This window comes from Neobacillus niacini (assembly GCF_031456445.1).
In the GTDB taxonomy this organism is placed as follows: Bacteria; Bacillota; Bacilli; order Bacillales; family Cytobacillaceae; genus Neobacillus; species Neobacillus niacini_I.
In genome coordinates, this window is record NZ_JAVDUQ010000001.1 from 133687 (window position 1) to 147692 (window position 14006).

Below are 14006 nucleotides of genomic sequence, written 5' to 3' on the forward strand. Positions count from 1 at the left end.
GGCGCATTCAACACATGCGCCTTTTGTTCTTCTCATTTCCAAGTTGTTTTTCCTGCAGCACTAAACGCTTATTCGCCGAAGTACTTTTTATGCAACGCCTCGTACTCGCCGTCATCTTTTATTTCTTTCAACCCTTTATTAAAGTCCTCAAGAACCTTCTCCTCATCCTTGGCGATGGCAATCCCGTATTGTTCCCCTGTCAAACGTTCACCTACAATTTTCAATCCTTTCGCCGTGCCGGATTTCATTTTGTCGGTGACAAATGGGTAATCGTTCACTAACGCATCGGATTGTCCATTTTGAACATCTAAATAGAGAGTTGGCTCATCTTCTAAAATCTTCACCTTTGCCCCGTATTGCTTGGATAATTCTTTTGCTTTTTCCAATCCGGAGGTTCCGTTTTTGGCAACAATCGTTTTTTCTTTTAAGTCCGCAGGACCATTGATATTGCTTCCTTCTTTTACGACAAGCACCAGACCACTATCAAAATAAGGATCGGTGAAGTTTGTTACCGCTTTGCGTTCCTCTTTAATCGTAATGGCCGCAGCAGCCCCGTCGACTTGGTTCGTCTTTAAGGATGGGATGATCCCATCAAATTTCATATCTTTCCACTGGATTTTATAACCTTCTTTTTTTGCAATCGCTTCTACCACCTCGATGTCAAAGCCAGCATACTTTCCATTTTCTTTGTGTGCAAAAGCCCCTCCGTCCGCACTCGTTGCGAAAACCAATGTTCTTTCTTTTGAGTCACCGTTAGCTTTATTGGTCGTTGTTGATGCTTTCCCACATCCTGCAAGTGCAAGCGTTATCACTCCACAAATGGCAATCGTTTTTAACACTTTTTTCATTGATTTCCCTCCCAATAAGTGTTCCTAGCACTTAATTATTCTCTTTAATCTATCTAAAAGGAGTTTAATCACTCCGAAGCTATATTTATTATCTCCTTTCCATTTCTTGTAAAGGTTGTCCAATTCTATTGAAGATTGGTAAAATCACCTACGAGATTAGCTGATAAAATTTATATTCAAATATAAAATTTTTAGACCTGAATTTATGAGTAGGGCTCTATTAATTTTGAAGTAATCCGGATGTGGCGGATGGAGAGGTTCGAAAAGAAGGTTACTTTTCTTCTTATTAAAACGCAAAATAAAAAAGGGGTAACCCCTTTTTATTTTGCTATTTATTCATTTTATCGAGTAGAAAAACTAAAAAGTTTCTCTAATTTACGAACGATTTCATCATTGTCCGCTTCGACAACTTCTAAATATTGCGGTTTATCAAATAATTGACTTATTTCTATAGGATAGGTCTGATTAATATCGCAACGTTCAATGGATTCATTAAATTTTGCTGGGTGCGCTGTTGCTAGTGTGATACAAAAATCGTTTGCTTCATTACATTCCTCGTATGCAGCAACCCCGCAAGCCGTATGTGGATCTAATAAATAAGTGGTTTCGGAATAGTACTTTTTAATCGTTTGCAAGCATTCTTCTCCTAACACCCCATGTGCCGCAAAATCCTTTTTGACTTGCAGAAGCTGCTCCTCGTTCACGACAATTTTTCCTTCTGACTTAAATTGATTCATCAAGTCTGTTACTGCCTCTGAATTCTCACCAAGTAAGTAGTACAGATAACGTTCGAAATTGCTGGCTACTTGAATATCCATCGAAGGACTGTACGTGCTCTTAAACTCACCAGGTTTATAAACTCCATCCTTGATAAAATCTTCTAAAATATTATTCTCATTCGTTGCCACAATCAATTTTCCAACAGGAAGGCCCATTTTCTTCGCAAGATAGCCGGCAAAGATATCTCCAAAATTCCCTGTTGGCACACTAAAGTTAACGGTCTTAGTATTTGTCTCTTTTGCAACTTGGAAATAGGCATAGAAGTAATAAACGGTTTGGGCTAAAATACGAACAAAGTTAATTGAATTAATGGCACGAAGATGATATTTATTTTTAAATTCAACATCTGCAAACAGTTCCTTGATGATTCTTTGACCATCATCAAATGTTCCCTTTATTGCAAGATTCAAAACATTCGGGTCATGAATCGTCGTCATTTGCAGTTCTTGTACCTTACTCACTTTTCCGTGTGGATGCAAAATACAAATGCGAATGCCTTCTTTTCCTCTAACTCCCTCAATCGCGGATGCACCCGTATCCCCTGAAGTAGCGCCAAGGATATGAATCGTTTCACCTGTCTTCTTTGAAACGTAGGAATATAAATTCCCCAAAAATTGCAGAGCAATATCTTTAAAAGCAAACGTTGGACCATGGAATAATTCTAACAAATACAAGTTGTCTTTCACCTTTTGAACGGGAGTTACCTCTGGGTGACGAAACGTTGCATAGCTTTTTTCGATTAATTCCTTTAACTCATTGTCCGGAATTTCACCATCAACATAATAGGAAAAGATTTCGTATGCTAATTCCTGATAAGAAAGCTCGGACATCGCCTGCAGCCTTTCAGCAGGAATTTGTGGAACTTTTTCCGGGATTAACAGCCCTCCATCATTTGCCAGCCCCATCAGGACTGTATCAATAAAACCAATTTTACTTACATTGCCGCGTGTACTAACAAAGTTCATAGGATCCTCCATCTGTAAAAAAAATATATTTAAAACTTTCTGACTTAAATCTATTTTAAATCAATATGTCAAAAAAACAATACAAGCTGCCCATTAATTTGAGCAGCTAATTATATAATCGATTATAAAAATTATCTTTTCCTTTAAAAACAATAAAATCCACACAGTTCTTGTAGAATGTGTGGATTTTACTATTTAGAACAATATTTTTTAACTCAGCCTGTTTGCATCATTCCCTATTTCTAAATTGATCATAGTCTGTTTTAATATAATGAAAGGCAGCTTCGTTTCCGCCATGGTCTGGATGGGTTATTTTTAATAATTTTTTATACCCTGCTAAGATATCTTTATGGCTTGCCGTTCTAGAAAGTCCTAGTTTTTGATGATAATGATTCGTTTTAGGCTGAGGTTTGCCCAGTATCTTGTCTGGGTTTTTATTGGCTCCAAAAGAACCTTCTTCTTTTAATTTTAATAATTTACTGCGCAATTCCCTATTCTCTTTTAACAAATTCTTGATTTCCCCCTGTAGTTCACTTTTCTCATTTTGGAGGATGGCATTTTCCTTTTTATATTTATCCCTTTGTTGAATTAAAGAATGAATGGAAGTTTTATGAAGTTGCTCCATCCCTTTTATATGTTCATCTTGAGATTTTATTTTTTCTTTTAATTGATGAATGATCTTCATCTGATCTTGTTGATTATTTAAAAATGGATTGATCACAGATTTATTTGGTTCGGCTTGGGCAGTCCGAGTCCGATTCCCATTCCCCACGTTTCGAATTTTTCCTTCACTCAGCCAGCGACCGACAATTTGAGCCATCAAGCTTTCGGAAACACCCGCATCCTTTAACATAATAAAAGCCTGATCCGCATTATCGAGTATGTATTCATTTTTCTGCTGTCTATTTCCCTCGTAATAAATCTTTCTTTCACGTAGCCAGCGTCTAATGGTTTGGATACCGTTTTCCTCTGTGACGCCTGCATCCATTAAGAGGGCATAAGCTTGATCTGTATTCACAATCCCCCTCCTCTCCTATCTAAACTGCCACCAAAAGGGGCCAATTCTATTTATCCCTAATATTATAGGAGGAATTCGTGATTGTGAATGGATAAAAATGACTAAAGAAGCCTTTCTATGATGCCAATCTTGGAAAGTAATGTAAAACATAGATCTAATAAGCCACAATGACAAAAATTATTGAACAATATAAGGACTTTTGGGAAATCACCACAAAAACAGGCAAAAGGCGACTATAATATAGGCAAACACCTTCACTTGTCAAGGAGATGAAGAGTATGAACACACTATTTATACAATTAACTTGGTGGCAAATTGCTTTATTGGGAATTTATTCTTTTTACACAGTGATCAGGGCGTTTTGGATTTTTGACAGTGGTTTAAGACAAGCAACGATCGGTAAAAGCAAGGAAATCAAGCTGTATCACATCATATGGTCTGTGATTGATATCCCTGCCATTATTTTAGGAACACTTTTTCCGTTATTCAAAAGGATATTTTCCATTACAGTTATACCAATCAAAAAGTGATAGGGTAGAATCAAGGGTCTTATAATTCGCATCGTTTTTCTCCTCCCTCAAATAGAAAGAGGACTTCCCACAATGAGTGAGAAGCCCTTTTTACTAGAATAGCAGAACGCGCATTCTATGAAAAAAATATGCTTAAACTTTAAGTCGTTACATTCATGTTCAAAAATTCGCACCTATTTATGCGCTTTGACCTGCTTTCTTTACCTTCAAGTTTTTGCTTAGACCAAGCGTTCGCGCTGTTGAAGTATGAATTTCTTGAATAAGCTCTGGGTTTTCCACAAGTGACCTACCATAAGACGGAATCATTTCTTTTATTTTCGGTTCCCACGCTTTTAGATGTTGCGGGAAACATTTTTTGATTAAATCAAGCATGACAGAAACAGCGGTAGAAGCACCAGGAGAAGCGCCGAGCAATGCTGCGATCGAGCCATCAGTAGCACTCACAACTTCTGTACCAAATTGAAGCGTTCCTTTGCCGCCGGCAACAGTATCTTTAATAACTTGTACACGTTGACCCGCTACCACGATATCCCAATCTTCGCTTTTAGCGTTCGGAACAAATTCTCGCAACTCTTCCATTCGGTTTTCTTTTGATAACATAACTTGCTGGATCAAGTATTTTGTTAATGGAATGTTTTTGGCACCTGCCGCTAACATAGTGAAGACATTATTCGGTTTTACAGAACCTAATAAATCCATATTTGAACCCGTTTTTAAGAATTTTGGTGAAAAGCCGGCAAACGGTCCAAATAGTAATGATTTTTTGTTTTCGATAAATCGTGTGTCAAGATGCGGCACAGACATTGGAGGAGCACCAACTGCAGCTTTGCCGTATACTTTTGCATGATGCTGGTTTACAACCTCCGGTTTGTTACATACCAGGAATAGTCCGCTTACCGGGAAACCTCCAATATGTTTACTTTCAGGAATACCAGTTTTTTGAAGTAAAGGCAAGGAACCGCCACCGCCGCCGATAAAGACGAATTTTGCAGTATGGCGTTCGACATTACCGCTAGTGTTACGTACTTTCAATTCCCATGAGCCGTCGCTCGTACGTTTAATATCATCAACTTGATGTTTGTATTTGATTTCAACATTATGTTTCTTTAAGTGGTCAAACAACATACGCGTTAAAGCACCAAAGTTAACGTCTGTTCCCGTGTCGATTTTTGTTGCCGCAATAGGTTCCTTTGATGTGCGGCCTTCCATAATTAGCGGAATCCATTCCATCAGTTTTTTCGGGTCATCGGAAAATTCCATCCCTTGAAACAGAGGATTGTTTGAAAGCGCTTCTAAACGATTTTTTAAAAACGTTACATTTTTTTCCCCTTGTACTAAACTCATATGAGGCAATTGTCTGATAAAGTTCTCCGGATTACGTAACAAATTGCTGTTTACAAGATAAGACCAAAACTGCGTTGAATCCTGAAACTGTTCATTGATTTTTATAGCTTTGCTAATATCTATGGATCCGTCCGGTTTTTCGACGGTGTAGTTAAGCTCGCACAGTGCTGAATGCCCTGTTCCCGCATTATTCCATTCGTTAGAGCTTTCCTCTCCTGCATTTCCGAGCTTCTCAAACACTGTGACTTTCCAGTCCGGTACTAATTCTTTCAACAGTGTCCCCAAAGTGGCACTCATAATTCCGGCACCAATTAAGATAACGTCTGATTTAGTTTGTCCGTTGCTCATTTTTCCCATCCCTATCCCTAAGTTTGCAGAAGGATGTATGCGCTCCAGCTTAGGCGTCACAATAAACCAGGGCAAGATCCAGTTACACACCATTTCTGCATCATTTATATCCTTTTAATAGTTAATAGTATATCACTTTTGTTAATAGATTAAAATATCTACCATTATATGATAATTATAAGCTATTTTCCCACATAACATCCTAAACGGATGGTTCCATTTACTTGCGTTTAATTGTTTGTTTTTTTATTCTTATTTGATTGCTTGTGACACCGGAATTCACCCTATAACATAAACAATTAAACCATCGGAAAGTACAAGTATTACTATTTCGATATTACTTTTTCAAATTTTTTAATCTTATAAATACATTTTAGCATGATTCGACAATTTCTGCTCTACTAAAATATCTCCAGTTATGAAATTCTTCACAAACCCATCCATATACTTCCGAAAATGATATTGAAAATAAAGAGAAACAGAAAGAATCCAAGCACACTAAAATGCTCAGCTTCTTTCTGTTAAGGTTAGTCCATTATTAATTTGATAATTCAAGGTAAAGTGGTCAAACTTTTTCTTACGTGTTCAGTGTTCTATCAAATAAGAAGCAATCCATCTAAGTCTATAATTTCAATTTTTTTGTGTGCTTTCTGCTTAATGAATCCATGGTCTTCAAATTCAGACAGTTTGCGGCTAATGGTTTCTGGAGTCGTTCCCAAATATGAAGCCAGATTTTTTTTACTCATAGGTAAAAGAAATTCTTTCGACTGAGAATCCTCTAGACATTCTGTAAGAAAAAGTGCAATCCTTGTTTCCACTTTCTCCGTTGCAAAACGTGTAGTTTGTTTTTCCGACTGGTCTAACCGATTAGAAAATTCCGCCAGAATTTTTAAAGATATCGACGGATATTTTAAAAGTAACTCCTGCAGGTCAGCTTGATGAATGGTGCAAACTTGAGTATCTGTCATCACTTCTGCAAAAGATTCATGCATGTCGTTTCGAAATAATGCTAACTCTCCTGTAAAATCACCCGGTTTTAATATCCGGACCAATTGTTCTTTTCCTGTTTCCGATAGACGAAAAATTTTCACTTTCCCTTTATTCACAATATACAATGAATCAGAACGGTCACCGGCATGGAAGATGATTTCACCTTTTTCAAATGAAACCGATTGAGCCACTGCCATTATTTCCTCCAATTGCTCCACTTCTAAATGGTTAAAAATAGGAACTAGTGAAACGCATGCTTTAGGTGCCCCTGCATGATGATGGCATTGATGGCTATCGTTCTTTCCCATTTTCTTCACTCCTCATTTTCCTATTTAAATATTATTTTGTGTGATAAACTCTTCATTTTAACCTTTTTTTTCTTCTTTTATGATGAAAGTTCATTAATCGCATTGCATTTAAAATGACAAGCAATACGCTCAATTCATGGATAAACATACCTGATGCTAAATGAACGGAGCCAAAAAGAACACCAATTAGTAATACCAAAACAGTGAATACAGCAAAAAAGACGTTTTGTTTCATATTTAACATCGTTGTTTTGGAGAGAGTGTATGCATGGGCAAGCGACAGTAATTTATCCCCCATTAAGACAACATCGGCCGTTTCGATCGAGATATCCGTTCCGCTTTTTCCCATTGCTACTCCGATATCTGCGGCAGCGATCGAGGGTGCATCATTAATTCCATCTCCCACCATCGCGACTACATGTCCTTTTTCTTTCAACTTCTTTACATATTCCAGTTTATTTTGTGGTAGCAATTCTGCATGATATTCTTCCAATCTTAGCTGCTTGGCTACTAATTGTGCCGTATGTTTATTGTCACCGGTCAGCATGATTATTTTTCGAATTCCCTTTTCCCGCAACTTTTCAAATGCCGGCAAAGCATCTTCACGGATTTGGTCAATAATGTAGATGGTACCGGCAAGTTCCCCATTAACAGCGGCAAAAATAGCCGTATTTCCTGCTTTTTCATGTTCAACCGCATCATCCAATGCATCTAGCTCTATACGGATGTTCTCCATTTCCATTAATTTTCGATTTCCAACAATGAAGTTTTTCCCCTCCATTTTTGCACGGATTCCCTTCCCTTTAAGGATTTCTCCCTCTACAGGTGAACCAGTAATATTTATGTTCCGTACTTTCGCTTGGTTTACAATAGCTTGTCCTAAATGATGTTCAGAAATTGCCTCAACTTGAGCGATCCACCTTAAAAATTCATTTGGATCCAGGTCTTGATAGAGCTTAATTTCAGTCACTTCTGGTTTCCCTTTTGTCAACGTACCTGTTTTATCAAAGATAAAGGTATCCACTTTAGAAAACCTCTCTAGTACTTCACCGCCCTTAACAAGAACACCATGTTTTGCCCCGTTCCCTATCCCTGTAACATTGGAGACAGGTGCCCCAATGACCAAGGCACCTGGACAAGCAATCACTAAAAAGGTAATAGCTGTATGAAGATCTTTTGTCAGGACATAAAAGATAATGGAAAGGAGCACAATGAAAGTGGTATACAAACTGGAAAACTTATCAAGGAACTTTTCTGTCTTGGTTTTTGCCTCCTGGGCTTCTTCGACCAATTCAATCATTTTTGCAAAAGTAGTGTCGGGGCCCGCCTTTTCAGTTAGTACTTCTAAATAACCATGGTCTAAGATGGTTCCACTGAATACCGGATCATCCTTCTTTTTCATTGCTTGCACTGATTCACCCGTAATGGACGCTTCATTCAGCCATCCTTGACCAGAGATAATGGTACCATCAACAGGCACCTTACCACCGGAACGGATCATAACGATGTCTCCTACGTTTACCTCTTCAATTGGAACCCGAAATTCGCAGCCATCACGGATTACCATCGCATCTTTAGGTGCCATCTCTACTAAACCTTTCAAGGAGGAACGGGTCTTTTCAAGTGTTCGTGCTTCTAGGTAATCTCCAAATAAGAACAAGAAGGTTACAACTGAGGATTCTGTAAATTCGTGAATATATAGGGCACCAACTACCGCCATACTTACCAAGAATTCAATGCTGAAAACCTTCATTCGCAAGGATTGCCAAGCTTTTAACACGATAGGGAAACTTGCCACTAAAGTAGCCAATATGAACGCCCAGGTTTGCATAGTGTCATAGTTTATTCGGCCCGCTGTAAAACCAATAGCAATCAATATTCCTGACATTAAAGTAATGTGACTTTTATGCTTATGAATAATGTTCATTCTGTTTCACTTCCCCCAAAAAGACCTGAAACCTTCCTTTAAAGGCTATAAGTCTTTTTTTCACTTTTTTAAGAGACCTTGGTCGATAAAACCAAATAACCTAATTTTTTAATTGTTTCTTCAAGCTGAGCCACTTCCACCTGCACTTCGTCAAACTCTGTTTTTACCTTGCCAAAATTAAATAATACCTTTACAGAATCCACACCGGCTTTTTTACGTAATGCGGTTTCTATTTTTTTTATACATGATGGACATGTGAGCGGCTCTAATTGAAAAACTGCTTTTTTCATTTTATTTTCCTCCCTATTCCTTTTTCCTCTTTATTGTAAGCCGAAGTTTTGTAGAAAAACTTGTTTAAAATCAATAAGTGATTTTTTTTATAAGACTTTTTAGCAAGTATACGAACGAAAAGCGGTGATGATGAACGGAAAGACCGTAAGATTTTTGATATTTTACCCGTCCAATTAAAGAAGAATAGTAAGCGGGTACTTGCGCAGGAGCAATGTTTTTATCAACTGATACTTCTCTATTCAATTGCTGCTTCACCGTTTAACATGTAAAGAACCTACTCTCTTAGATAAGCTTAATTTTTATCCTTAACCTGCCCTATAGAAAAAAGCGACTGCTCATATTGAACAATCGCACCTATTTGTTTCACGCATAAATCCCCGAAAAATACTATTTTCGTAAAACAATCTGTCTTATTTTTTACCTCCACGAGACCATATCACCACTGGGATTAGTAATAAGGACAAAATCCCTCCAACAAATGATAATGTTGGATAACTTGAACCTGCCACAATCATTCCCGACAAGGCTCCGCCAGCAGCTCCTGACAACGCAATTAAAACATCCACTGTACCTTGAGTTTTAGCCCGTGTGGCAGTTTCAGTTGAATCAACAATAAGTGCTGTCCCACTTATCAAACCAAAATTCCATCCTAATCCAAGTAAAGAAAGAGCAATTACCATATAAACCATAGAATCACCTGGTGCAAATGCTGCTATTAAACCTGCCAGAAGTAACGTAGTTCCAGAAGCAATAGCCATCGCAGTACGCCCCAACTTATCAACAAGAACACCAGTAACCAGTGAAGGAAGATACATGGCACCAATATGAAATCCAATAACAAGACCTACTGCACCCAAGCTATGTCCATGATGAATCATATGAACTGGTGTCATTGTCATAATAGCTACCATTACAATTTGGGTAAGAACCATAATCGTTGCACCAACGATTATGCCTCTTTTGTTTTCTGTATGTTCAGTTATTGCCAAATGTCCTTTATCACCAGGTTCTTGGTTAGTTGCTTCTATTGTTCTTGCTATAACTAATGGGTCTGGACGAAGCATTATGAAAAGGACAACACCTGCTAAGATATATGCTGCTGCTGCTAAAATGAAAGGACCAGCAAGTGATGGAACACCAATAGAAAGAGCGAAATCACCCATCACATTTACTAAATTTGGACCTGCAACTGCACCAAATGTTGTAAAAACCAGCGTAATACTAATAGCAGTCGCTCGCTGTTTACTATTCGCTAAGTCCGTACCCGCATAACGAGCTTGTAAATTTGTTGCTGACCCTGAACCATAAACAAGTAGGGAAGTAAATAACAGGAAAACACTATTTATTATTGCTGCAATTATGACTCCTATCGCTCCAAGTCCACCAATCATAAAACCAGCTGATAGACCTGTACGACGACCATACGCTTGCGAAAGTCTCCCAACAAATAAAGCTGCTCCTGCCGACCCTAGAGTAAGTAAACCGGAAGGAAGTCCAGCAAACGCATCAGTACCGAGCATTTGTTGCGCAAGAAGTGCACCTACAGTAACTCCTGCTGCTAACCCTGCACCACCTAAAATTTGTGAAATACTTACAACAAGTAATGTACGCTTGTATAACGATTTTTGTTGTTCCGAAGAATTAATGTAGCTTTGTAACCGAACTGATTGAACGTCTAACGCTTTTACACTATCTTTGTGTAACATATCTAACCTACCTTTCTAGAAAATTAATTCTATTTCCGATAAACCTCCAACTGGATTTGAATCATCATAACACACACAAAAAAGCCATACAATATTATAATTGTATGGCGAACAATATTAGGTAAGATCGTTTAACAAACGTTTAAGGATCATCAACCCTTGCTCGAGCTCTTCGATCGTTTTTGGTGCACAGACAGAAACCCTTACAGCCCTTTCTGGACAACTATTTCCAACTACAAAACGTTCAGCCGCATACACTTGTACCCCTTGATGTGCAGCTAACTTTTCAAATTCAGCACCAGTAATCTTGCCTGGTAATAGTAGCCAACGAAAAATGCCTGTCTCATCACCAAGGCACGTAAAGTCTGCCAAATATCTGTTTACGACTTGGTTTCTGCGAATTGTTTGTTCCCGATGACCCTCAATTAAGACTTCAAATTGATTCGATACAATCGTACGTGCTGTCAATTCTGCTAATAACGGGGAAACCGTTATATTTAAATTATAAAGTGCCTTTGAAATTGGCTCCTTGAATTGACTCGGCACTGCTACATAGGCAAGTCGTAACCCTGGTGCTAATGATTTAGATAAACTTGCAATATAAATGACCTGTTCTGGGGCAAATGATGCGACTGCTGGCAGTAGTTTTTTGTAGAGAAGATGGTACGATGCATCTTCAATAACGAACTGTTTATACTTTTTGGCAATTAATGCAATCATTTTTCGATTCTCGACCGACATAAAGGAAGTTGTCGGATTATGATAATCTGGAATCAAGTAAATACCTTTAATATTTTCATTTTTACAGGCATATTCAAAAGACGTTGGACTCATTTCATAGTTCTCTGATTTTATCGGAACTATTTGCACACTAAGCATGGCTGCAACAGTTTTTAAGCCAGGGTAAGTATGATGGTCAACACCAATGCGATCTCCAGGCTTACAAAGACTTGCCAATGTAGCAGCAATCGCATTTTGACCCCCATTTGCAAATAAAATGTGATCAACTGTAGTTTCAAACCCACCTCTTCGGATTAGCTTTATAGCAGCATCCTTTTGCCAAAGGCTTTCGCCTGCTCGACCATAACCAAACCATTTTTCATATTCTGTCTCTTGCAGCATACCCTTTAGTTGGAGTAGCAGTGGCTCGTAAGATGCATTATCTGGTAATGTTGCTCCCATTTCAATTAAATGCTTCGGCTTTGTATCTTCAAGTAAATACGCATTGGATAACGCATCATACGATACAAATGTGCCACTTCCCACAGATGCACTTAGCAAGCCCTTTAACTCACAAACTTTAAAAGCTTTTGAAATGGTACTTAAATTTAAATCCAAATAATCAGCTAGTTCTCGCTGTGGAGGAAGTTTTGTTCCAGGTAATAAAACTCCGTTTAATATATCTTGTTCCAATTGCGCTGCAAGTGCTTGATAAATAGGCTTTTCAGTTTTATCAATCGATGGCTTCCAGCTCAACGGATAGTTTTCAAAAGAATTAATTGGCATGATACGCATCCTTTTTCACACAATTATATGATTGTGCCGTTTACAAAACAATTATAAATTTCCTTTATATTATGCCCTTTAGTGAATATCCGAGTAGCAATTCTTTGAGAAAGACTAGTCCTTTAATACAACCATTGAACCTTTTCGTTGGATTTTCCTAACTGTTTGCATAAAAAAATCCACCTTTCATTGGGAAATTGGTGGATTTGACACACAACAAACAGCCGGAATTACAGTGCTTACAAACAGTCAAAACCCTTGATATCACTGGGTTTAGTTGGCGGGACTGCGTGGGAATCGAACCCACCAGACCTGGCACGCAGGTCTCAAGCAGTTTTGAAGTTCTATACAGTATGTATTTTCTAGTATCACTAAGTCCCATAAAGTGCTATAGAATAAGATTTCTGTGATTAAGAGTATTGTGTAGTGCTATTAAATTTTTTAAAATGGGCACCAAACTCGGCACCGAAATTTCTCTAATTTGAATACAAAAAAATATAGCTAAAATTCGAGGCCTAGATCTTTTAAAAAAAATGGATCATATAAGGTTTAGTTTCGTATTGCCAAAATGTCCTTTCACCATTACTATTTTTCAGGATAGTTTAAGTGAAACACTTCACAAAATAGTCTAGGAACAGTATTCTTACTCGTACTGTTTCCTCTACAATCTGGCCTGTTTGTTGAATATGAAAATAAGTCCCTGATTTGAAAAAGCCTTCGCTTTAGTAAAAAAGATTATTTTGACGAGTTTCTTCTATTATATATTGGTACTTTTCGATTCTCTTTCATACTCCTTAACTAACTTATTAAAAGTGGTCTTTTTAGCCCCTATTTCTTGCATTGCCCGCACAGCTGTCATCTCTCCCGATTTCCATCGATTATAGGCTTGCTTAAACTCTTCAGTAATGGTAGATTTTGGTCGACCAAATGCAACACCCTTTTGCAAGGCCTCATCAATTCCTTCACGCTGCCATTTTTAGAATTCGATCTCGTTCTTCTTGTGCCATCCAGGAAAGGATCTGTAAAACTAAATCAGCTATGAAAGTCCCCAAGCTATCCTTATACTGTGTCGTGTCCAATAAAGGCATGTCTAAAACGACGATGTCCGCCTGAATATTTTTCGTAATATCATTCCACTTATGAAGAATCTCTTCTTTGTTCCGTCCAAAACGATCAAGTGAATGGATATAAAGAATATCCCCTTTACGAATGATGCGTTTCAACAATTGATACTGGACACGGTCGAAATCTTTTCCACTTTGTTTATCCATAAAAATATCACGTTGGTCGACTCCCATTTTTTTCATAACTTCAAGTTGTCGACCTTCATTTTGATCTTTGCTGCTGACTCGTATGTACCCAAATTTTCGAACGTCCATTTTTTACTCCCTTTCTGGATCATTTTATCTCTTATTCTTCCAAAAACGTCCGTAAAAGTGGTTAAA

10 protein-coding genes and 1 pseudogene are annotated in these 14006 nt (G+C 37.9%); 1 reads left to right on the plus strand and 10 read right to left on the minus strand.

The genetic code is table 11. The annotated features are described in order from the left end of the window. Positions 1-68 precede the first annotated feature (68 nt). From J2Y67_RS00665 to J2Y67_RS00675, 3 genes are all read right to left on the minus strand, one after another. A complete protein-coding gene (locus tag J2Y67_RS00665) occupies positions 69-848 on the minus strand; it encodes a transporter substrate-binding domain-containing protein (RefSeq protein ID WP_310169577.1) in 780 nt (259 codons plus the stop codon). Positions 849-1189: 341 nt separating this feature from the next. Further along, positions 1190-2593: a threonine synthase gene (gene thrC, locus J2Y67_RS00670; RefSeq protein WP_310169578.1), complete on the minus strand. Its 1404-nt coding sequence runs from the start codon at positions 2591-2593 to the stop codon at positions 1190-1192. Between the two features lie 229 nt (positions 2594-2822). After that, positions 2823-3611: a hypothetical protein gene (locus J2Y67_RS00675; protein WP_310169579.1), complete on the minus strand. Its 789-nt coding sequence runs from the start codon at positions 3609-3611 to the stop codon at positions 2823-2825. Positions 3612-3889: 278 nt separating this feature from the next. Here J2Y67_RS00675 and J2Y67_RS00680 point away from each other — a divergent pair, with 278 nt between their 5' ends. After that, positions 3890-4141: a hypothetical protein gene (locus J2Y67_RS00680; protein ID WP_310169580.1), complete on the plus strand. Its 252-nt coding sequence runs from the start codon at positions 3890-3892 to the stop codon at positions 4139-4141. 177 nt (positions 4142-4318) lie between these two features. On the opposite strand, the gene J2Y67_RS00685 is transcribed toward J2Y67_RS00680, so the two are convergent. The 7 genes and pseudogenes from J2Y67_RS00685 to J2Y67_RS00715 all read right to left on the minus strand — a co-directional run bounded on the left by J2Y67_RS00685 (position 4319) and on the right by J2Y67_RS00715 (position 13940). Then, a complete protein-coding gene (locus J2Y67_RS00685; RefSeq protein ID WP_310169581.1) occupies positions 4319-5833 on the minus strand; it encodes a malate:quinone oxidoreductase in 1515 nt (504 codons plus the stop codon). 596 nt (positions 5834-6429) lie between these two features. Further along, positions 6430-7131 (minus strand): Crp/Fnr family transcriptional regulator, encoded by a 702-nt coding sequence (locus J2Y67_RS00690; protein ID WP_310169582.1) that lies wholly within the window; start codon positions 7129-7131, stop codon positions 6430-6432. A 52-nt stretch (positions 7132-7183) separates the two neighbouring features. Further along, the gene (locus J2Y67_RS00695) at positions 7184-9058 is read right to left on the minus strand and encodes a heavy metal translocating P-type ATPase (protein WP_310169583.1); all 1875 of its coding nucleotides are present in this window, start codon (positions 9056-9058) and stop codon (positions 7184-7186) included. Positions 9059-9126: 68 nt separating this feature from the next. Then, positions 9127-9348 carry a heavy-metal-associated domain-containing protein gene (locus J2Y67_RS00700; RefSeq protein WP_310169586.1) on the minus strand — a complete coding sequence of 74 codons (222 nt, stop codon included), beginning with the start codon at positions 9346-9348 and terminating at the stop codon, positions 9127-9129. Positions 9349-9759: 411 nt separating this feature from the next. Then, positions 9760-11055 carry an MFS transporter gene (locus tag J2Y67_RS00705; RefSeq protein ID WP_310169588.1) on the minus strand — a complete coding sequence of 432 codons (1296 nt, stop codon included), beginning with the start codon at positions 11053-11055 and terminating at the stop codon, positions 9760-9762. Positions 11056-11172: 117 nt separating this feature from the next. After that, positions 11173-12561, minus strand: coding sequence for an aminotransferase-like domain-containing protein (locus tag J2Y67_RS00710; RefSeq protein ID WP_310169589.1), 1389 nt, complete (start codon positions 12559-12561; stop codon positions 11173-11175). Between the two features lie 757 nt (positions 12562-13318). After that, positions 13319-13940 (minus strand): annotated as a pseudogene (locus J2Y67_RS00715) (recombinase family protein). Between the last annotated feature and the right edge of the window lie 66 nt (positions 13941-14006).